Below are 21,960 nucleotides of genomic sequence, written 5' to 3'. Positions count from 1 at the left end.
TAGTTGAGATTAGTCGAAATAAAGTTTCGAGATTGTATCATGGTATACATCTTTTCGCTTATGTTCTGTTTAGTGAAATAAGTCTATATATTAAGTCACGCTATGCTGGTATAAAAATGTACTAACACGAGATTGATTTGGGCAAAAGCAAAGAGATAGATCTAAGCTTGAAGTAAGAAAAAAACAGCAGACTTATGATGCAAGGAAGAGCCGTTATATGAATGTTAAGCCGCACGATCAACAGAACATGTCGATATTTGAATCACGGGTTGATACTTGTAAAGTTTTATCTGTTGAGGATGATCAAGATTATCAAGACGCATTAATTAATGCCTTATCGACATTGAATTATGATGGTAAAGATGTCGAGATTTTGACGGCTAATTCAGCTGCTCAGGCGGGCGTCATAATCGCGATGAATCCGGACATTAGCGTTATTCTTCTTGACGTTATTATGGAAACAGACGATGCAGGGTTGCGTTTAATTGACACTATCCGAGATGGCATAGGCAATGATTTGGTTCGGATTGTGCTGTTAACAGGTCAACCGGGTTCGGCGCCAGCTGATGATATTATGAACCGTTATGATATCGATGATTATTGGAGTAAGCCTGACCTGACGCAGGATCACCTGCAAACCATTATTTTAAGTAACCTTCGTACCTGGCATCACTTAAAAGACATGAAAGAAGCCCGACATGGTATGCAGATGCTTATCGAATCGAGTCAAAGGCTGGCTACCAAACGCGATATTCTTGGTTACACTCGGTCAATTTTAGAAGAAGTCTCCCAGTTACTGAATATCAAAAAAGGTGGCATTGTCTGTTTTTCGGATACCGCTGACGGTGAAATCGAGCAAGCTATTATTGTCGCGGCGAGCGGCGAGTTATCAGGTTATGCACAACAAAAGCTAGGTAATGTTTTTGATGATCACTTCCTATTGCAGTCTATTTCAGATGCATGCAAAGAAAAGAAGCATGTGTTTATTGAAGGCTACTCTATTTTGTTGTTTTCAAATAAAGAGCTGGAAGAAAGAGTGTGTATCTCCTTGGTAAAATTAGATCGAGCGTTATTGCCAAACGAATTAAATTTGCTGCAAGTCATGTGCGAAAACATCAACGTTGGATTTCGTAATGTAGCACTGCACAGTAAATTAACAGAGCTAGCGTATTTTGATCCTACTTCTGGTTTGCATAATAAGAACTGGCTAACTCGTGAAATTAAAAATATGTCACCAGTAGACATACCTTGTGCAAAACTACTCATGCTGCATTTAGAAGACTTAGCTCATACAGAGATGGTGTTTGGTTCAAAATTTGTGGATCAACTGATTAAATCACTGTGTAGTCATCTGCATAGCTATTTTACCGACACGATTCACATCGTTTTAGTTGAGCGAGATACTTTGGCTGTGTTGGTGTATGCAAGCCAAGTTTATGATGAAAAGTCTTTAGAGCCAATTATCCACGCAAGTTTGAATATTGAAAATGCCACACACACCGTCGATGTTATTATTGGTTCTATTGAAATAGACCAATTTAAACACTATGAGGCAGAGCAAATTATTAGTGCCGGAGAAAGTGCGCTGGAGCAAGCGAGAAGAAAAGGCCTGTCATTTTTGGTTTATTGTGAAAAACTCGCCAGTGCGATTATTGACCGTTACGCGTTACTCACAGACTTACGTGAGGCCGTGATTAACGATCAAATTGAGATTTATCTTCAACCTAAAGTATCTTTAGAACATGGCGAGTTAGTAGGATTTGAAGCATTGGCGCGTTGGCAACATCATAGCGGAAATTTTATTCCACCTGACCAATTTATTGCACTCGCTGAGAGTTGTGGGCTGATTGGTAAGTTGGATCAGAATATTATGCGCCGTTCTTGTCTTGCGGTAAAAGCACTAGTGAAGGAGGGCATTATTGTTCCTATTTCCGTCAACGTTACCGGCAGTGAAGTCGTTCGTCCTGATTACTTCGAACATTTAGCCGCACTTCTTCATGATCTAGAGATTGACCCTCAGCTAATTGAATTAGAGTTGACAGAAAGCCAACTCATAGAAGAAAAAGCCACAATCTGTAAGCAGCTGAAGGTTCTAAAAAGCAATGGAATGAAGGTAAATATTGATGATTTTGGCACCGGTTATTCTTCGTTGGCCTATTTGTCTACATTGGCACTTTCAACGTTGAAAGTAGATCACAGTTTCGTTTGGCGAATGGAAGACTCCACGAAAGATTGGCAAATCCTTAAAATGATTATCGATTTAGGCAAAGCATTAGGGTTGACGGTTATTGCTGAAGGTATTGAAACGGTTGCACAGCGTACTCAATTAACGGAATTAGGCTGCCAGCAAGGGCAAGGCTACTTATTTTCTAGACCCATGCCTTTAGATCAAGTGGTTAACTGGGCGGAGAAATACTCTAAGGACTTGGGTCATACTTTATGACTCGCTTTCCTAAAAAAATTATTGTACCTATTATTATTGCTGCCATTTTCTTAACCATAGTATTTATAGGGTGGAGTAATTATCGATTATTTGAAAATCGATTTACTACCCAGTTGACCGTTACCGAGTCTGAATTACTTTCCCAGAGTAATGCTCTTTTTAGCCGTGAATTAGGTCATATAAGAAGCACTACACTGTTCTTACGGAATAGTGTTTATGCACTATCAACGACACATAACCATATGCCAAACTCAGTTTGGCGAAAACCTGATATTACCCAAGTTTTTTCTCAATTTGCGCGTACTTCTCCTTATATTTCTCAGGTTCGCTGGATTGACCCACAAGGTAAAGAGCTTATCCGAATAAACTCTCATGGAGGGCAAATTACGGTTGTTCCTACCGATCAACTTCAAGATAAATCTGATCGCTATTATTTTCAGCAAGGCGCTAAGGCGAAAGGGAATTATGTTTATATTTCTCCAGTAGATCTGAACATGGAAAATGATCAAATAGTTCACCCGCTTGAGCCTACTTTACGAGGCGCCGTTTCTTTGGATCGAGAGATGAAAGGTGTGCTGGTTGTGAACTACAATTTAACCCAAATATTTGGTCAGCTACGAAGCTTGTCTGATAATCGAGTTTATTTAGACGTTGTAAACCCTGAAGGGGAATGGCTGATTAGCAAAGACCCTAAACAAGAATGGGCTAACGCTCTCAATTATGATCAAGATAAAAACGTTTTAAAAGCCTTATACCCTGACGTTTGGAATTCCATTTTACCTAATGGTGATCTATCAAGCCTACTTTATAAAGGGCAAGTTTGGAGCTCAAAACAAGTTATGGTTGAAGGTGATTCGACAGCTTTGAGTGAAGGCTCGGCTTCTTCTTTATATTTTATCGCGCGTTCACAAATGCATGTTCTTTCTGAGCATCGGACCTATCTGTTGTGGGTAATTATATCCCTGAGTAGTGTTGCTTTTCTTGTGCTGTCATTTTTAGTTTGGTGGCAAATGGGGAACGCTTATAAGCGCCGAGATTTATTGGTTGCTCTAGAGCAAGAAAAGTCACATTTAAAAATAGCGAATGAAGAGCTTAATAAGATAAACCGCCAATTAGTCGAGTTGCAAAACGAGTTAGTGGAGAGAAGTAAGTTGTCAGCTCTTGGTTTGATGGTTGCGGGCTTAGCTCATGAAATGAACACGCCGCTGGGTGGTGTACGGATGGCTATCTCTTCCTTAGCGGCATTAATTAATAGGGAGGTAGATCAATTATCCAATAAAAGTAAATCTTCCATGATGACGTCGATAGAGATAGCAAACAAGAATTTAACAAGAACCGTTAACCTAGTTGCAAGTTTTAAGCGAATTACCTCAGATGCGACAGGCCAAGATATAGAGACCTTCTTATTTAATGATGTGTTGAAAGATGTACTCATCGTTTATAAGTCTTTATTGAAACGTCATACTGGCATTGAAATCATTCATGAATGCGAACCAAATATAAATATGAAAGGCTTTCCTGGCATTCTTTTTCAGGTCATTCAAAATTTTATTGATAATGCACTTCAGCACGGATTTAAAGACGTAAAGAGAGGAACGATTACACTCATCGCAAAGAGCCACGAAGGCTGTCTGGTGTTGACTATTGAAGACAATGGGAAAGGAATATCTGACGAGGTTATTGATAGACTTTTTGACCCTTTTGTAACAACAGGGCGAGGGGATAAACACACAGGCCTTGGATTGCATCTAGTTCATCAGTGGGTTTATCAACTAATGAATGGCCATATCGAAGTGACGTCTAAAAAAGGTGAGGGCACTAGTTTTGTGGTTTCCATCCCCTTAATACATAACAGAGAATGAACAAATAACTAAGAAGTTAAAAGCGCTTAATAATTCGATCTATTATCTGAATTTAAGCGCTTTTAACGACTATTTTTTAGTCTTTAAAGCCTTTTATATGAGCATTAATTTGCCAGCGTAATAGCGCGGGTAAGGCTTTTTGACGTGCTTGCTGGAAAGGTGCAACGTCTTGGCTTTGTTTTTTGACTTCTAATCCAGAATCGTTTTTCCAAGGATAAAAAGCCGGTTTACCACTCATGGGATACGCGCCCTTATTATCAATCCAAAGGGTCGTATTATAGCCAAAATCTCGACTTCTATCGTCTTCTACTGCAAGCATATTACGCCCTGCAATGGCTTGATAAGACGTATCTGATAAGCTGAAATTATAAAGGGTTGGAAAAATGTCTTTATGAGAACCAACGCGATTTTGATCGTAACGCCAGCTCGTATGATCAAGAATTTTTTTCGGTATATGTAGGTAGAAAGGCACTGCTCGATCAAGCATTTGCTCTTCAGGATAATAGGCTTTTAAACGTCGCATCTGGTGGTCTCCAGTGGCGGCGATTAATGTACTATCAGCTTTGTTGGAGGCCTCTACAGCATTAATGAATTGACCAAAAGCATCTGTCGCAAACTGATACGTTTCTTGTATATTCAGCTCTTCTTGGCCTTGCGCTTCCGCATGCCTTTTTACCTCAGGGGTAATGGCTATTGGTTGCGGATGGTAACGACTAGGCGTGACATAAGGTGGATGATTTGTAATGGTCAAAATACTGATAAAAATAGGCCCTTTGGATTCTTTTAACAGTTTTTCGGCCAACCGATAAGCGTAGTCATCAGGCACACCCCAATCGGTGATTTCGTTGGCAGATTCAGGATACATCTTCATCAGGGTGTTTTGATCGTAAACGGCATCCACCCCTTGAACAGGTAAATAATTTACCAGGTTACGCCACATCATATTGCCCGGTGAAATAAAGATGACCTTGTAACCGGCTTTCTTGTACACGTCGAATGGCGTACCACTTAACTTAGTATGTTGCGCTGAGCTGTGGCTGATGTTTTGCATTGGACTATGAAAGAACATTGCAGCTAACGAAGGGGCGGTACCATTATCTTCAGATATAAAGCGTTTGAAAACGAAATCTTCGGCAAAGTGAGGGCGCAGGTGGCCTAATAGATCATTTTTACCCACCTCATCAAATTGCAGCATATTACTGCCAAAGCTTTCCATTAATGCCATAACAACGTTGGGTTTATTCTCTGCAAGCCAAGGATTCTTAGGCGTTTTTTCCATAATACTGCTGATGCCAAGCGCTTTCTCGAGCTGTTTACCTTTGGCTTTTGTGACAGGAGAGAACGATAAATCTTCATTGTGATCATCAATAGCCCAGCTAAGACTCATAAAACCGTTAGGTGTTATTTTGTTGAGCAATAACAATTGGGATACTTGTGCGTTACCTCGTCTAAGAGGAAAGGTTCCTAGACTACCGCGGCTAATAATGGCCAGTACGATAATGAAAATTAAAACATAAAGAACAAAAAAACCTACATTCCATTTGTGAGGTGTTTTTTCTTTAATAAAGAATTTCACTAAACGGCCGGCAATAAATGCCAAGACAAGTGCCGCTAGTAAACCTCGAATAATAGGGTAGCCTTCCCACATATTTGCTAGCACGCTCGTTGTGTCATCTTCGGCAAGGCCAAAAGCAAAAACGTCAAAGGTATTGTGGTAAGTCTGATAATAGTAATAGTCACTAATCGCCACCATGGCGACAATAAAAGCAAGCAGTCCAAACACCCATGGCAAGCATACTCTCATAACCTTCCAGGTTTTTTGACTGAAAGCCATAAGTAGCCCAAGTAGCGCAAAAGGAACCATTAACATGCCCGCGACGCGTAAATCATAGCGTATTCCTGTAGTCCACATACGCTGTACATCATCGCTATGGCTTGCTAGTTGGCTGGGTTCAGAAAAAGATGCCAACATCGCATAGCGGGACACCATTAAAATCAGCACGATATATACTATCTGGAACACTAATGTCGCGAACAGCGAGCGGATTCTCGTTTGGTACATGAATGGTCGGTTCCTAAACTACAAAGATGGAGAGAAAATGGAGTATAGCATTCTTCCTTTTTTTTTCGACTGAGCACTCTTTTGATCATCAAGAAAACAGTATTTCTTACGCTTTTATCCGCTACTGTGATGGCTTTGGGCTAGCAAACCATCCTAAAATCATCCATAGAAAACCAATGACTAAAAGTACATAGAGTGGTGCATTCCAAGAATGATATGAATCGTGAAGTGTGCCTATCAGCACCGGACCTAATGCGGCTAGAGTGTAGCCAATGAGTTGTGCCATGCCAGAGAGGGCCGCGGCTTGTTTAGGGCTACTGGTCCTTAAACCGACAAACGATAATCCTAAAATAAAGCCCATACTGACACCAAAACCAAAGCATACCGCCCATAATCCAGACCAACTAGGGAGGTATAAAAAGCCAAATAAACTTAACCAAGTTAATCCCGTAGCCAACAAGCATAGTCGACGATGGCTTCCTAAGCGGTTGATAAATGGGGCTAATATTAATGAGGGCAAGGCGCCGGCCAATTGTAAGTAACCTTGATATAGACCAGCAATTGAATCTTCGTAACCGTAACTCACTAAAATAGAGGGTACCCAAGCGACGACGATGTAATTAATCAAAGAGTTGAAGGCTAAAAAACCAGCTACCTGCCAGGCGGTGACAGAGCGCCACAGTTTAGGCGATATCTCAGTACTGTTTACTTGGGGCGTATGATGTTGGGTGATTTTACAGGTAAACCAGACTGCTAGTGGCAAGAGAATCATGATCCCTTGGCACGCCAGTGCGAACGACCAACCACTCATTGGCAAAGTAAAATCCGATTGCTCAGCAAACTCGCTTAATGGCACCGCAAAGCTCGACATGACAAAGCCTCCAACACTCATCATGAGGACATAAATCGCGGTAAGTTGAACGATGTGATTTGGAAATTCACGCTTTAGTAAGCTTGGCAGTAAAACATTGCCGATGGCGATACCAGCCCCGATAAGCACTGCGCCAATGTACAAGGTGCTGAGCGAACCCAGTGAGCGAGCAATCATGCCAAGAGCAATCAGTCCCACGCCGCTAGCTAAGATTCGTTCAATCTGAAAGTGCCTTGTTAACCAAGAGGCAACCGGAGCGAAGAGCGCAAAAATTAGCAGAGGTAAGCTGGTCAATAATCCAGATTGTGAACTGGAAAGATGTAAATCTTGGCTGATGCGATCCAAAAGGGGCGGTAAACCTGTCACTGGGCCGCGTAAGTTCAATGCGATAAGAAAAATAAAGATAAGCAAGTAGAGTGCGTCATGCTGCGCGAGGCGTCGTAAAGCATTCATAGAGTAATGGTCACATTTGGAAGATTGTCGATGGGCTATTATATGCGCTAATCTATGTGCTGAATTAAGCTACTTGGACAATAAATTGCTAAATACAGACAATATTGCTTCCCCGCTCACGACTGATCTGAATTTTTCAGATAACTATCCGCAACCAGTACTTGCTCTGCGTTCTGAGTCGCTTCCTCATGCTGAAGAGACGCCATGGCATCAACATCAAAAAGGGCAGCTAGTACTGCCTCTAACTGGTGTAGTGACGAGCTTTATTAATGACAAAATGTGGCTTGTTCCGCCTCGCTGTGCAATATGGATTCCCAGCATGGTGGTGCATCGAAATCAAATATCACCGCATGCGGATGTTTGTATGTTGCTTGTTGACCAATCGGCTCTCGTCATGCCGGACACCGTTTGTACTCTCACTGTAACGCCGCTATTACGAGAGTTGGCCATGCATTTAGCGACGCTGGCATTAGACTACGAAGCGGGTTCTGCAACAGATCGTTTGGCCACGGTTTTTCTTGACCAACTTGCGGCACTAGAAAAAGAAGAATTTGACTTCCCTATCCCAGATGACCCGATTCTCAATCGCCTTGCCTTAGCGTTACTGGCCAATCCCAGTGAAAAGCGTACGTTAAGTGAATGGGCCGGCGATTTTGCAATGAGCGAACGCACATTAGCACGCATGGTTAAGCGTCATGTCCAGCTTACCTTTGGCCAATGGCGAGGTCATTTACACATTGTTTTAGCCTTGCAAAAATTAGCTATCAATACCCCTGTGCAAACGATTTCTGAAGAGTTGGGTTATGAATCGGTTAGTGCGTTTATTACTTTTTTTAAAAAGTCCCTTGGTAAATCTCCAAGGCAATATCGAGTGGAGCGCTGGGGAAATTAGTGCACAGATTTTAACTTAGAGACACCGAGAATAATGATATAGATCCATGCATCATTGAGTAACATAAGAATACGTTCAACATCTTATATTATGTGCGCTAAATCTGTCCGTTACCTACCCAGCATAGAGTAGAGACAGGTTTCGTCCGCTATGTTTAGCTTCGTATAGGGCTTTGTCAGCGCGATCAATCGCAGCTTGTAGATCAGCTGTTTTAGGGTCTACTTCTGAGATACCGACACTAAGAGTGACATTGATCGTCTGATGTTGGTCATTCTGAATGCTGACTTTTTCAAATGTTTGACGAATCCGTTCTGCTAATGAATGGGCGTGTTCTAGTTCTGTTTTTGGCATAAGAATAACAAACTCTTCCCCACCGTAACGGGCGATAATGTCCTGGCGTCGGCATTGATCTCTAAGAACATTAGCTACCTGAACAATGACCTGGTCGCCTAAAGTGTGTCCGTAGGTGTCATTGATATTTTTAAATAAGTCGATGTCGAGCATAGCAACAGAAAGAGGGAATTGTGTTTGCTTATCTTGGCTTAGCAGTTTGCTAGCTTCTAGGCCAAGAGAGCGGCGATTCAGAAGCTGGGTTAATGGATCCGTCGAGGCCAGTAATTGCAACTCGGCTTGGGTTGCTTTGAGTTTTTCTAAGGAGCGAACACGGTAAGCAATAATGAGTGAAAGCATAATGGCTTCTAGAATAATACCAATAGCGACACCGTGGGTGTTCAGGTAATTAAACTCGACTTTACCCTTATAGAAAAACACTTCTAAAGTACTAAAGGCAACGAAAAACACATGCCCAGTAAGAAATAAGAGGGATATCGGGTGCTTACGAATAACCATTGAGAGCGCAACTGAGAGGCTGACGACCATCATGATTGCCGCGATTGTACTTGAGTATTTTAGCGCTGTAATAACATCAAATAAGCTATAGAAAGTACTGACGACTAACATGAGAATAGTGGCTAATAACGCCCAATGCTCAATAGGATATTTCTTTTTGGTTTCAAAAATATTAGCCATAAACAGCAGTAAACAAATTGGCATCGCGCCTAATGATAGGTTCCAGTCTAGAGCGTGAACCCCGAATATATTAAACCAACCTGCCAATAAACCATTCGAGAACGCGACCCAGCAACCACCAAAAATGAGATAACACGCATAAAAAAGGTGCTCTTTTAAGCGTGATGAGAAAAATAGCAGAAAGTTATAAATAATAAGCGCCAGCAACATCCCAATAATTAAAGAAATATCAGAGTGTTGACCTATTAGTGCTCGTTTTGATTGATTAGCATTATATAAATTGAAACTGAACCATTGGGAGGAGAAGGCAAGGTTCTTAATGAACAATGTTTTGTCCTGCTGGGGCGGTAATTCGATGTCAAAGATAGAAGTACCGTGAAACATCCACTGTTGTATTTCCTTCCGGTTCATATCCAGTACACGTTTTCTTGTGAGCTTCCCATCGACAACTTCATAGAGTTCAAGTAGGTGGTTATGATAGGCATATGGGTCATGCAGGAAGACTTTAATCGGCGTAATACTGGTGTTTTTAAGCTTTATTTTTACCCAGGTTGTTTTGGAAGTAACGCCTAATGTTATGGCATTAGAGGACGTTGTAAAATGCTGTTTTTCAATATCAGACAATGACATTTTTTCTGTTTTGTCGACAAAATAGCCCACTTGAAACTGTTCTAGCTTGGTAAAATCACTCTGAATATTCTGTGTGGGAACCACTGCAGAGGCTGCCACAGGGAAAAGCCAACAGCAAAAAGCAATCAATGCGTAAATCAGTGAATTTGGGCGAGTAACACAGTCCATTAATCATTATCCATAACTTAGTGATTGATCGAATTAGTGTTTATTTTAACCGATAGATGAAAGAGAAAGTGCTTTTAATTACTCGAAATGACGGAATTGTTGTGAAACTGGCGTTTCTAGAATAGAAAAATCTAAAATCGAGAAGAGCTGGCTTTATACATCATGGTTATAACATTCATAGTAAGCCTTTACACAGGTCTACAGGTTGTTACTCATAGAGTAACTTTTCAACACCTTTCAATTAATGGTTACAATAGTATCCAATTTCTGTTTTATTTCGCTATAATGGATATAACTGTATCTATTTGGTCATTGCTAATGAATTTTACCTTACTTGATGATACCGATGTAAGCCAAGCCTATGCTGTTTATTTACGTGAGTTACGTCAACGAGCAAAGTTGTCACGAGCTGCGTTAGCCGAGCGAAGCTGCGTACCTGCGGCCACCATTAAGAAATTTGAGCTGACCGGGCAAATTTCATTTCGCCAATTGTTGTTGCTATGGCAGACCCTCGACTCATTGGATAGGCTTTATCAGCTCACACAACCTAACAAAGAGCGCGCCACTATGCCCGCTAGCATTGATGAGGTGCTAAAAGATGAGTTTTAAACCCATTCAAAAACTCACTGTAACCCGCACGTTAAGCTCAGGTGAGCAGGTCACTGTAGGGGTCTTGGCTCAGAATCGGCAAGGTGTTTTTTTCCAGTATGCAGACAGCTATTTTCAGCAGTTTGGCAATTTATCACCGTTTACCTTGCAAGCGAACACGCAAGTACAAGCCGCACCTAAAGAGCCGCATCAAGGTGTACATGGCGTATTTGGAGATTGTTTGCCCGATGGCTGGGGCATGCTGTTACAAGATCGTATTTTCCGGCAAAAGGGCATCCTGCCTAATCAATTAACGGCGATGGACCGACTGGCTTTTGTCGGTGATAAAGGCATGGGAGCATTGTCTTTTACTCCGGTGTCTGAGTTTTCAGCTACGACGAACGCTGACATTGATTTAGCTAATTTAGGCTTAGAAGCGCAAACGTTGTTCGATTCTTCAATGTCAGATTATATGGATGATAATCACGATGAGTTAGATGGGCATACTCAACAGGTGTTGGCCGCATTAGTCGCCGGTGGTAGTTCGGGTGGAGCAAGACCCAAGGCGCAGATTTATATGCCTGCTGGGGAAACCCAGCATTGTCGAACTTTTACTCAGCCTGGAGATGAAGCTTGGCTAATTAAGTTTACCTCTAAAAACCTAGCGCTCGGCCATGAAGAAGGTTTGTGTGAGGCCGTCTATTTGCAAATGGCCGAGCAAGCTAAGTGCCAACCACCGATCTGGCAACTTATTGAGGCGCCTCATGCCAGCGGTGCACTTGCGTGGCTGGCGCTCAAACGTTTTGATTATGTCACTGAACAGAGCAATTTAGGCAGCAAGCGCAGTTCAGGTCGCTTGCATATGCACAGCGCCTGCGGGCTGCTGAATGCAGACTTTCGAACGCCAAGTTTAGATTATATTGACTTGATCAAAGCCAGCCGTCAGTTGTGTAAATCTCCAGCTGCTGGGCAACTGCAATTTCGCCGCGCCATTTTTAATCTGCTGTCGTCTAATCAAGACGACCACAGTAAAAACTGGGCGTTTTTGCAAGCGGATGACGGTCAATGGAATCCTGCACCTTTTTATGATGTTACCTACAGTCCACATCCATTCAACGAACACGCCACTGCGTTCGGAGGTTATGGCAAAGCGCCACCGCTTAAGGTCATGCAAAAACTTGCAGCAAGCGCAGGCTATGGGAATTGGCATGATGCAAGGCAAGTTATTGAAGAAGTCGCAGAAGCACTCAGCCAATTTACGTATCTTGCGAAGCAACAAGGGATCAGTAAAACAACAGTGTCTGCGATTACTAAGACATTGGGTCAGCGCAAACAGGAAAATGCCGCGCTTTTTCAATAAAAGTAAAACCAACTTTTCAATTCTTAATAAATACATAGGAAGGTCATCGTGAGCGAATATCAATACTATAAATTCGATCGTCTAGATGGGTATTTAGACGCTAAAGCGCGCCAAGCACTAAGATCGATTTCAAGCCGAGCCGAGCAAGCCCTGAAGAAATCGGCGTTTAATGTTTAGGTATTTCCTATAGTAAGGTTGCTGTATCGCATAGATCGTAGCTATGTTCATTTTTATAAGGGACTTTTAGATGGAACAATTGGAAGTAAGAAAAACACTAATTAATGCGATTGAAAATGACAGCTTACTGGGAATTTTAAGTGACTTCGAATTTAAAGCTGTTCGAGCCGAAGAAAGCGTTATTATTAAAGAATTAATAAGTCTTCATAATGAAAGTAGATTTGATTTAAATGAACAATTCCGGCAACTTGATGACCGAAATAACCCTTACGATCTCATGTACATCTATTGTGCTGCGTTACCTGAGCTAACGTGCTCAGTTGTTGATGTGATAGATGTTTTCCAACATGTAAAAGAAAACAAACTCCCTGATGCTAATTTCCACGAATTCTATGTTCAATTCTGTAAACAAGATATTGAACGACCAAAAGTAGCGTTGAGCTATCTTTTAGATAAGCCAGAAGAACGAAATGAGCTTATACAAACCACGCTTTTCTCTGCTGCAGAGTTAGATTCTAAGTGGGTAATGGCACAGTTCTCTGACTTGATTCAACATCCAAATCCATCAGTAAGACGACAAATATATTTGGCTATTGGTCGAATGCCTCTCGTAGACGGATGTTCAGCAGAAGAGCGTTTTGAGCTACTTGATAAGGCATATTATTCAGAAAACAATTCGATGGCAAAATCAGGAATTGTCCGTGCCGTTGGTTTTTTAGCAAAGAACACACCTGACCTTTGGCTTGGTGTTAATCAAATATTAGATAGTTGTCTTGGGGCTAAGGAGGCAGAAACAATTCATGAAGCTGCATACCTTCTTTGTTTTGAATGTAAGAGTGCTCCAGATAGCACAGTCGATTTATTAATATCCTATGTAAAGCATACATCACCAAAAAATCAGGATACTTTTAACCTTATTACCATCGTTATTCGTAATGCCATTAATGCTGAGAAATATGATGTTGCAGAAAATTTACTTAAGTCTCTGTTACTCAAAAATGAAGGAGTGACCATAGATTTTTTCTCGCATTTAGCTCATGAAATATCTAATAAGGAAAATAACACCTTTCTGAATCTTATTGTAACCAAGTGGTTTCTCTCTGGTGAGGTTAAGCTTTATGAAGCAATACATGACCTCGTTTCAAGTACAGGTTTATCAGGCAATGAACTATCTATTGATAAATCAGTTTTACCTCTGACTGATAAAAAGATATTGTTCTTATCTAAGAAGGTTATTAGTTGGTTTTACCTTCAACCTATTTCGGCTATTAGCTACCTTTTTTCGATTTTTCCTCATGCATCATCAAATATCAAAATACAAATCGAACAGCTTATTTATGATCCATTACTACTGAGTTATATGGGGAAAAGTAAACGCTATATACAAGACAAATTAGAAAGCATAGATGATGAAAATATTAGGATTAGTATCCATCGTCTGCTATCAAATTTAGATAGTTATTGCTCAGATATAAGTGAAGCTAACTCTGTTAAAGAGCTTTTATCACCTCAACGAGAAGCTGATCTTTATTGGAAAGACTTCAATACAAAACTATCTCAGAGTATTGATCATTCTAAAAAAGGTTCAATAATGGAATTGGTAGGGACTCAAACTATTTTATATGGTCGGGATGTTATTGGTCATATTCATACAGGGCATGAAACGAAGCGCAGTATCAACACTATGCAAACTTTTTCACAATCTACAGAAATGCCAAAAATGGATATTATTGACCCTGAAGGTTTGAATATTATGCTCAGAGTTTTTCGCACAGAGAGGTTCAACAATGAAGTTGATTCTTAAGGAATATTTGGCCTCTTTACGTGAGAGAGAAGAGCTAGATGCAGTGCTCCCCGACTTGCTTAGTCAAATGGGATTGAATGTTTTAATCAAGCCTTCCAGAGGTGTAGCTGAATATGGAGTCGATGTTGTTGCAATTGGATCTATTAAAAAAGGAGAAGAAGAAAAGTTATACCTTTTTTCTATTAAGGACGGAGATTTAACTAGAGATCATTGGTCTAATGGTAATCAAGCTTTGGCTCCATCTTTAGAGGATATTAAATATACTTTTATTAGAAATAGAATTCTTGATCAATTTAAAGACCTAAAAATTGTTATTTGTATTTGTTTCGGCGGTGAAATGCATTCAAGTATGTCTGATCGGGTTGTATCCTATATCGATGAGAATAAAACAGAAAAAAGAGCTTATGAAATTTGGAATGGAGACTATTTAGCGACATTAATTTCAGCTCATCTACTTTCAGGAAGTATTCTACCTTGGAAAAAAAAAGTCATCTTTAATGAGAAAGTCATTAATATTAATCGAAGAGCCTGCTTTATCTCATCGACACTTTTGCGAGTTAGCTCGCCTAATTTTCCAGGAGAATGAAGATAAAAGAATAGTTAAGAATTTAATACAGTTAAATCTAGTACTTTGGGTATTATTTTCATGGTGTAGAGATGAGGACAATCTTGAGCCAGCTTACCTTTCAGCTGAATATTCTCTTTTATTAGCTTGGGACATAGCTAAAAAACACCCTAGGAAACCAACCGTAAAAAAAGCTTTTGCTAATCTTTTAAGTACTTACCATACAATCACAGATGCTTATTTGGATAAATGTATTCATCCTTTCGTTGGTAAAAAACACACTATATCTAAACTTATTTCTGCTCCATGCTCGATCAGTATTAATCTTAAACTGTTCGATATTTTAGGACGTTTAGCGATCAAGGGTCAGTGGTTATTGTTTGAGCTGACAGAGTCATATAACAAAGACACAACTAAAAATTATGACAGTGAAGAGCAAATTTCCTTACAAGATAGGCTGTCAAACGTAACTGCTTCTATTAGTCAGTTAGTCGTTAACAACCCACTGTTACTCTCGCCTTATAAGGATGAGCAAGCTATTGATTTGGCTTTAGCTCTTCATCTGTTATACCAAGACGATCGAAATAAAGAGTTCGCAAAAAGCTGGATTGATGCCTTAGTGGAAAGAGTGACTTTTTCATATATTACTAATGGAATGTATCCCACTAATTTACATACATACGAACAATTGCTCGAGCATCGAAATACAGATAAAACGGATACCTCATATAAGGAATCCATTACAAAAGCGAGTATTCTTTATCCTGTATTAACAGTTTTTTGTGAGTTGTATGGCAGAGAGGAAGCCGCAACAAGACTTGAAGGCTTTAGTAAAGAGGAGTTAAAAAATTGCACTCTGCAATATTGGTATCCATCTGAAAGTTCGGAAATACATTGGTTTTCAGGAACGGATCAACATGGCGTTGCAACAACGGATTTTCCTATTAATGGAAAGGACGCCTTAGGCCATATAAAAGAAGAGTGTGAGCATTTGAATGGCTTTTGGCAGCTATCAGCGGTTTCAAAAGGACATATGCCTTTAACCTTGATGGCTTGTCGATATTATCGCTATCCAATGCCATTCAATTTATTATTTTCAGAGGTTTAACGGAGTCCCTACGACCAAAAAAATGCATCATTTAGGGTTTGAAATATTTTTAACCTCATACAGGTAGAAGACACCTTCATATAACGCCAAAATCTCGATGTATATATCGAGGTTTTGGCGTTAAGCCAATAGAGCGTTTACTACTTTATCGGAGCTGTCGCTTCAATAAGAGGGTCTATTCGATGTTTTGGATCTGAATGTAGAATATAAATATAAAAACATTAAAAATCAAATGGTTGTTTTTATATTATCTGTTTTTAAATTTATAAACCACCAAATTGACCACCGCATAGGTTTGTTAATTGTTAAGGTTTTTAAATTCAGTTCTGATTAGTAGCTCTATAGTCTCATTGATTTTCAATCCTTTGTGTTCAGTTAGCTTATCGAGCTGCTGTTTTGTCGTCTCTGTCATACTTATGCTGTAAGCTTTTTTTCCTTCTTTTTTGTCTCGGAATTTCTTTTGATTCCAGGCACGCTTCATATTTCCAATTAGTAGTGATTTGCTATCTTGTCTGTCGTGAAGTCGATCAAATAAACTAATGATGGCTTGTTTTTTTTCATTGTCATTAGTCGGAGACCAGGTTTCGCTAAGTAATTTACGATTAAATTTCTTAATGTATTTCCATGCCCAGTCACACTCAATATCATCTTTCTTGTTTAGCCAGTTAACGATTCTTTTGTCTTCAAAAATTGGTTCCCAATAGCGAATTAACCCTTTTATGTCTGTTTTTTGTTCATCTAAGCTTAGTTCTGATGTATGAAAATATTTAATAATATCTTTATACCTATCTTTGGTGTTGTTGCTTATACTTTCTAAAGTACCTAGAGAGCGGTGATTATAGGTAGTTGAGTCTAACAATTCTGTGTTTAATATCTCTATATCTTCATTCCAATCTATATTAGATCTTGATGTTATGTTTTCTCGCGTCCTGTTTCTTTTTCTTCTATTGGGGTTTGATCTTAAGTAACACCATACCCAGTTACAAAACCGTACATCTGAACTATCCAGCCAGAGAAAATCTTTGTCGCTAAGTTGCTGTTCTTTAAATGCAGCTTTCATTTTTTTAATTAGTCTGTTTCTAGCATTTTCGCCCTTAACAAGATGCCCAATTTCTTCCTTGATTGCATTCGAACATGTAGAGACTGAGTCAAATTGGTCTATTTTCTTTAGACGAACATCTTCAAATTCTTTATAGAGGTGTTCGATATAGAAAGCGCACTCTCGAAATGATTGCGCTTCAAAGTCATAGTTGACTGTAAACATAATTATTAGGCTCTGTAGCTACGAGGATACAGTACTTGTATCATTTATATGTATTACTGTGTAGTGTTTTTAGTGATTTTTTAGTTTGTTTTGTGTGATTTAATGGTGGTTTTAAGGTGATTTAAAGGTGATTTTTTAGTGGTTTTTCCGTAATGATTATATATAAGTATATTGACAGGAAGTCTATTTAATAGAGGTTTTCTCTTAGATGGGGAGCTAAATGTGCATAGGTTTTGCCATGAAATAGGTGATGTTTTACAAGTTGGCTGTGACTGAATATGGATTATTTTGACCTATGGTCGTATTTTTCAGTTTAAGGACACCACTTTATCGTTAAGTAACTTCAGACTGATTTTTGTATGATTATGTTGTCACCAGTGTCTCTATTGCTGGCTTGTAGTCTGGCAAGATGATGTTGGTAGTGGCGGTATGGTTAATATAACTAACTAGCACTAACGTATAAGACACTAATTTATCCAAGTAGAGTAAAGCTTAGTTAATCTGTAAAAAAATAATATGACTGGGGATACCTGTGAACAAATAACACTGGTATTACTCATGAAAGAAAATAGTTATCAGGGCCTACCGATCCAAGGGACGCTTGACAGTAACAGTCTTCTTTACTTAGACAAGCTGTTAAACACGATAAATTTATCTCTATTAGAACATCCTCGAACTTACGCTATTAGGGTTGATCTTAGGCTTCCAGGTTTTGATGTCTATGATGATTGCTTAAGTCGAGATGAGATAATTAGCTACAATTGGGATCGAATAAACCTGATGAAGAGATTTATAGAATCGTTAAGCGCAAAGGTTAAAGCCCAAACAAGGAGGATGTGTAGAGAAGGTAAAAGAGCTCGTCCTTGTACTGTAAGGTATGCATGGGTAAGAGAGCGATATACTTCTAGAAACGATCATTATCATGTCGTTCTTTTCTTTAATAAAGACAGGTATTACAAAGCAGGTCAGTATTCGTCTGATGGAAGCTTAGCGTCAATGATTATTGATGCTTGGTCTAGCGCTTTAGGTTGTAGCCTTGCTAGTAACTCTCGTTTGGTCGAGTTCCCTAAGGATCATGGCTATTTTCTGAATGAAAATGATCGGAATTTTTCACAGCAGTATAGTGACCTATTTCATCGAATAAGTTATATGGCAAAAAAAAGAACCAAGCATTACGGGGAAGGTCGTCGATGTTTTGGTTGTAGCTCTCGTTGATGATTAGCAGAGGGCTCTTAAAGCCCTCTTAGTTAACGTTTCGTTAAATTCCATGCTCTCCATTGCGATGTGTCTAAAAAAAGCTTGGCGTCCTTTTTAAGCTGCCTGAGAGAGAAGGTGTTTGATGTGAAGTTCCCTGTGATGCAGTAACTACAAAATTGGTGGCAGTTATTGCTCAGTAGAGAATATGTGCTATTGGTTCCAATCAGCATTTCTGCATCATTAGCTACGTGCTCATCACCTATTGGTTCTCCATCGCTATTACAACTTATGTAGATCGTAATGGCGCTAATGGTGTTTTTGAATTGATTGATCGATACGAGTTCAACCGCCCCCTGGCCATTCTTGTGGACTACTTGGTTATTGCCGACATAGATGCCGGAATGTTCAGCAGCACCAAATGCCAAATCACAATAAAGAATGCTTCCTCTGACGGGGCCATTTGTTTTGTAGAAAAGATTGTCGGTTAGGCTTTTAGCTAAATTGCCTACTAGTATATTTCCTAAGAGTGCTAATGGATTCATAACTTATTACTCAGCTGAGCCAGCGTAGATCGTTGGCAAATTTGTGGAAGGGGTTACTTAAGCTGACAGTTGTTTCTGTGACTACAGCTCAAGCGATACAAAGTCTTTGTCTACTTCATCTTGGGTAATGCCTATGTAACGTAAGGTGACGCCCTCCGAGCTATGGCGAAGCATCTTCATTACTCGGGCAATGTCCTTCGTTGCTTGATATAAAAAGTAACCTCGTGTTTTGCGCATAGAGTGTGTCCCTAAAATAATATTCACCTCTTTTCCTACTTGCTGAAAAGCCATAGACACGGCACGTCGTGAAATCGGTTTGGGTGCTGTGTGCTTTATTTGCTGACATCGATGGGATTGGAATAGATAAATATGTGAAGGGTACTGAGCTTGGATTCTTGAAATATGTTCAAGAGTTTTAGTGTTCAATTGAATGTTGGCTAGTTTTCCTGTTTTGCTTTCTCGAATTATTAAACGGCTTCCATGAATATCTTCAAAACGAATAGAAAGCAGATCTGATATCCGTAACGCTAAGTTGAGGCCAATGTTCCATACATCCGCCATTTGTGGGTTAAAGCGAATACTTAGTAGATGGCCGATCAGATGGATCGTGTCGCTGTCTTTTACCGCTTGCACTTCAGCCATTGTCTGTTTCCTTTTTTGTTTGTAGGTGGGAGTTTTGAGAAGCAGAGAGGGGGCGCGATAGCTAAACCCTTATTTCATGGGCGGTTGCAGCTTCCCGTTTTAACAATATGGGAAGCAGCTGCTTAGGCGCGTGTCTGTGCTGGTGATCTTGTTGGTTCATTCATGAGGTTATGAGTTGAGAAAAGCGACTTAACTTAAAGGCCTTCAACGTCAACTCGATCGAATGCGCCAATTTCTAGATAACAGAGAAAGTTACTTTCCCAAAGTTGATAGAGCTCATCGATACCTGGTGAATTAATCTCTTGCCAGCCTGAGTAACGAGTAAACGCCACAGAATTATCAAAGTCGAAATCAAGTTCTTTTTCTAGCTCAGTGTCTTCATGGTTCTCATAGCTAAAGTCAGTAATGTATTGAATCAAGAACTGACCGTCAGGCAATTTACTTAATGCTATTTCAACAGGGTGATAACCACCGTGATCAGCAGAGTAACTTTGATCTTTAAAGTTAAGGATTATGTGGTGCTTTTCTAATTGGCTTGTATGTTCGTTTAATACAATCTGTAAACGCTTTTTGAACGCTATGGAGATAGGTAATGCAGTGTCACAAAATGAAATAGCAGGTGTTTGAACAGACATGTGCTCTCCTTGGTGTTATCGAAGTAACACCATTTGATTCTTTATAAAGAAAGGGGGTAGTTAGAAGGGGATTGGTTAAAGAGAAGGGCCTATTCAGACTAACCCTCTTTCAGCGAGCGACACGCATTGTTCACCCACAACGATATGATCGAGCACTCTAACGTCAATGAGCTTTAGAGCACTGACGAGTGTGTTGGTGATGTTTATATCGGACTGCGAGGGTTCCGGTGATCCAGATGGATGATTGTGAGTCAGAATGACAGCAGCGGCATTGGCGTGTAAGGCGGCTTTGACGACTTCCCTGGGGTAAACCGCAGCAGCATCAATTGTTCCGAAAAACAGTTCCTCAAATCGAATTAGCTGATGCTGACTGTCTAGTAACATGAGTGCAAACACTTCACGTTCATAAGAACCTAATTTTAGCGTGAGATACTTTTTTACATTATTGGCATTAGTAAAAGTGCCTTCTCGTTTGTATTTCTGTGCAAGAGCCTCAGCGGCTTGTTCTAACAGTTCAGTGATGTTTGTAGTCTGATGAGAGGGATAGCTGGATAGTTGCTTAGGCGAACGCATAGGGTGCCTCCTTTGGCATTAGTTAATGGGGCTATGCGTAACGATGATATATATCTGAAAAAGCTTTCGATGATGACAGGGAGCCTAGTTAAAGGCTGGGAGATGAGTGATTAAGGTTAAAAAATACACACGAAGTCTTCTTTATGACAGAAGGGCATAACACGACAGCGCAATGACATTGAGTGTTTAACAATTAAACCAATAAAGCCGGTGCAATTACGTATCGGCTTTTTAGTATCTGGAGAAAATTATCATGACCAAAGAAATTTATGTGGAAGCGGTTGTTATAGAAAAGCAAAGAGGCGGTCCTTGTGGTGGGACTGGTTTGGTTGCGCTTGATGACAATGGACAAATTACTTATGAGAACTGGGTATGTTTTGAAAATACAATCGAGGTGATGCGCTTAGATCTATTGGCTCTCATTGAAGGGTTAGAGTTTGCTAGTGATGGTGATGTTATCTATTCGAGCAGTGAGTACTGTGTCAAAGGCTTTAATGAATGGCTAGATAACTGGAAGCGTCGAGGATGGCGCAAGGCAAGTAAAAAGCCTATTGCCAATAGGGAGCTTTGGCATCAAGTGGATAAGTTGCGATCAGAAAAGTTCATGGAGGTGGAAAAAGTGGATGCCTATTCTCCTATAGGTGCAAAAGATGCGGCCTCTAAACTTGCTTATTCAGCAGCAAGCCGAGAATTGTAATGATAATGAATCACTCACTGGTGCTGCCAGTGAGTGATTCATGTTTTTTGCTGCTTAAATCTGCATTGTTAGTAAGGCAAGAAAATCAGTTGAGTAAATAGGCTAGGGTAAAAAATAACACTGCTGCCTTTGTTATGACAGAAACCGCATAACAAGGATTACCCAATGAGATTTTTAAAACTACAACAAGTAATGGACAAAACATCTTTGTGCCGCAGCAGTATTTATAACCTGATTAATGCCGGAGAATTTCCTAAGAACGTCACAGTGATGGGTAAGCGTAAAGCATGGTTGGAAAGTGAAATTGAGGATTGGATGATGAGTAAAATAGAAGGAATAGAATAGAAAAGTAATCGAAAAAATGTAATGATTAGGTTTATAAATCATATATATTTTTA

20 protein-coding genes are annotated in these 21,960 nt (G+C 39.9%); 12 read left to right on the top strand and 8 right to left on the bottom strand.

The genetic code is table 11. The features are described from left to right. Positions 1 to 217: 217 nt before the first annotated feature. Complete coding sequence (locus tag V6259_RS00415) at positions 218 to 2,443, top strand: GGDEF/EAL domain-containing response regulator (protein ID WP_341582899.1); 2,226 nt, start codon at positions 218 to 220, stop codon at positions 2,441 to 2,443. Further along, positions 2,440 to 4,305, top strand: coding sequence for an ATP-binding protein (locus V6259_RS00410; protein ID WP_341582898.1), 1,866 nt, complete (start codon positions 2,440 to 2,442; stop codon positions 4,303 to 4,305). The genes V6259_RS00415 and V6259_RS00410 overlap by 4 nt, the downstream gene beginning before the upstream one ends. A gap of 76 nt (positions 4,306 to 4,381) precedes the next feature. On the opposite strand, the gene V6259_RS00405 is transcribed toward V6259_RS00410, so the two are convergent. Continuing rightward, a complete protein-coding gene (locus V6259_RS00405; RefSeq protein WP_341582897.1) occupies positions 4,382 to 6,367 on the bottom strand; it encodes an LTA synthase family protein in 1,986 nt (661 codons plus the stop codon). Between the two features lie 121 nt (positions 6,368 to 6,488). Then, positions 6,489 to 7,691 (bottom strand): MFS transporter, encoded by a 1,203-nt coding sequence (locus V6259_RS00400; protein WP_133012574.1) that lies wholly within the window; start codon positions 7,689 to 7,691, stop codon positions 6,489 to 6,491. 85 nt (positions 7,692 to 7,776) lie between these two features. Here V6259_RS00400 and V6259_RS00395 point away from each other — a divergent pair, with 85 nt between their 5' ends. Then, on the top strand, positions 7,777 to 8,583 hold the full coding sequence (locus V6259_RS00395; protein WP_341582896.1) for an AraC family transcriptional regulator: 807 nt from the start codon (positions 7,777 to 7,779) through the stop codon (positions 8,581 to 8,583). A gap of 114 nt (positions 8,584 to 8,697) precedes the next feature. On the opposite strand, the gene V6259_RS00390 is transcribed toward V6259_RS00395, so the two are convergent. Further along, positions 8,698 to 10,410, bottom strand: coding sequence for a sensor domain-containing diguanylate cyclase (locus tag V6259_RS00390; RefSeq protein WP_341582895.1), 1,713 nt, complete (start codon positions 10,408 to 10,410; stop codon positions 8,698 to 8,700). A gap of 285 nt (positions 10,411 to 10,695) precedes the next feature. Between V6259_RS00390 and V6259_RS00385 the strand changes: the two genes are divergently transcribed. The 6 genes from V6259_RS00385 to V6259_RS00360 all read left to right on the top strand — a co-directional run bounded on the left by V6259_RS00385 (position 10,696) and on the right by V6259_RS00360 (position 16,012). Beyond that, positions 10,696 to 11,019: a helix-turn-helix domain-containing protein gene (locus tag V6259_RS00385; RefSeq protein WP_445928491.1), complete on the top strand. Its 324-nt coding sequence runs from the start codon at positions 10,696 to 10,698 to the stop codon at positions 11,017 to 11,019. Next, positions 11,009 to 12,358 carry a type II toxin-antitoxin system HipA family toxin gene (locus V6259_RS00380; RefSeq protein WP_341582893.1) on the top strand — a complete coding sequence of 450 codons (1,350 nt, stop codon included), beginning with the start codon at positions 11,009 to 11,011 and terminating at the stop codon, positions 12,356 to 12,358. The genes V6259_RS00385 and V6259_RS00380 overlap by 11 nt, the downstream gene beginning before the upstream one ends. A 48-nt stretch (positions 12,359 to 12,406) precedes the next feature. Beyond that, positions 12,407 to 12,535, top strand: a complete 129-nt coding sequence (locus V6259_RS00375) for a hypothetical protein (RefSeq protein WP_341582892.1) — start codon at positions 12,407 to 12,409, stop codon at positions 12,533 to 12,535. Between the two features lie 70 nt (positions 12,536 to 12,605). After that, entirely contained in the window at positions 12,606 to 14,339 is a 1,734-nt protein-coding gene (locus tag V6259_RS00370) for a hypothetical protein (RefSeq protein ID WP_341582891.1), read from the top strand. Further along, a complete protein-coding gene (locus tag V6259_RS00365; protein WP_341582890.1) occupies positions 14,323 to 14,925 on the top strand; it encodes a hypothetical protein in 603 nt (200 codons plus the stop codon). Before V6259_RS00370 ends, V6259_RS00365 begins: the two co-directional genes overlap by 17 nt. Then, positions 14,837 to 16,012 (top strand): hypothetical protein, encoded by a 1,176-nt coding sequence (locus tag V6259_RS00360; RefSeq protein WP_341582889.1) that lies wholly within the window; start codon positions 14,837 to 14,839, stop codon positions 16,010 to 16,012. The genes V6259_RS00365 and V6259_RS00360 overlap by 89 nt, the downstream gene beginning before the upstream one ends. A 298-nt stretch (positions 16,013 to 16,310) precedes the next feature. Here the strand turns inward: V6259_RS00360 and V6259_RS00355 are convergent, their stop codons facing one another. Continuing rightward, positions 16,311 to 17,276, bottom strand: coding sequence for a hypothetical protein (locus V6259_RS00355; RefSeq protein ID WP_341582888.1), 966 nt, complete (start codon positions 17,274 to 17,276; stop codon positions 16,311 to 16,313). A gap of 558 nt (positions 17,277 to 17,834) precedes the next feature. On the opposite strand from V6259_RS00355, the gene V6259_RS00350 reads away from it, so the two are divergent. Beyond that, positions 17,835 to 18,491 (top strand): inovirus Gp2 family protein, encoded by a 657-nt coding sequence (locus V6259_RS00350; RefSeq protein WP_113915757.1) that lies wholly within the window; start codon positions 17,835 to 17,837, stop codon positions 18,489 to 18,491. A 32-nt stretch (positions 18,492 to 18,523) separates the two neighbouring features. On the opposite strand, the gene V6259_RS00345 is transcribed toward V6259_RS00350, so the two are convergent. From V6259_RS00345 to radC, 4 genes are all read right to left on the bottom strand, one after another. Then, positions 18,524 to 19,015, bottom strand: a complete 492-nt coding sequence (locus V6259_RS00345; protein WP_341582887.1) for a lecithin retinol acyltransferase family protein — start codon at positions 19,013 to 19,015, stop codon at positions 18,524 to 18,526. An 81-nt stretch (positions 19,016 to 19,096) separates the two neighbouring features. Next, complete coding sequence (locus V6259_RS00340; protein WP_341582886.1) at positions 19,097 to 19,657, bottom strand: tyrosine-type recombinase/integrase; 561 nt, start codon at positions 19,655 to 19,657, stop codon at positions 19,097 to 19,099. Positions 19,658 to 19,851: 194 nt separating this feature from the next. Next, entirely contained in the window at positions 19,852 to 20,292 is a 441-nt protein-coding gene (locus tag V6259_RS00335) for a DUF2787 family protein (RefSeq protein WP_341582885.1), read from the bottom strand. A 93-nt stretch (positions 20,293 to 20,385) separates the two neighbouring features. After that, positions 20,386 to 20,865, bottom strand: coding sequence for a RadC family protein (gene radC / locus V6259_RS00330; RefSeq protein ID WP_341582884.1), 480 nt, complete (start codon positions 20,863 to 20,865; stop codon positions 20,386 to 20,388). A 253-nt stretch (positions 20,866 to 21,118) separates the two neighbouring features. Between radC and V6259_RS00325 the strand changes: the two genes are divergently transcribed. Together V6259_RS00325 and V6259_RS00320 are read left to right on the top strand one after the other, a co-directional pair. Then, positions 21,119 to 21,562, top strand: coding sequence for an RNase H family protein (locus V6259_RS00325; RefSeq protein ID WP_341582883.1), 444 nt, complete (start codon positions 21,119 to 21,121; stop codon positions 21,560 to 21,562). 165 nt (positions 21,563 to 21,727) lie between these two features. Next, positions 21,728 to 21,907 carry an AlpA family phage regulatory protein gene (locus tag V6259_RS00320; protein ID WP_341582882.1) on the top strand — a complete coding sequence of 60 codons (180 nt, stop codon included), beginning with the start codon at positions 21,728 to 21,730 and terminating at the stop codon, positions 21,905 to 21,907. Positions 21,908 to 21,960 lie beyond the last annotated feature (53 nt).

Source organism: Marinomonas sp. TI.3.20 (assembly GCF_038155025.1).
Classification (GTDB): domain Bacteria; phylum Pseudomonadota; class Gammaproteobacteria; order Pseudomonadales; family Marinomonadaceae; genus Marinomonas; species Marinomonas flavescens.
Note: the sequence above shows the minus strand (reverse complement) of the source record. Positions and strands in the feature narration are given on the sequence as shown.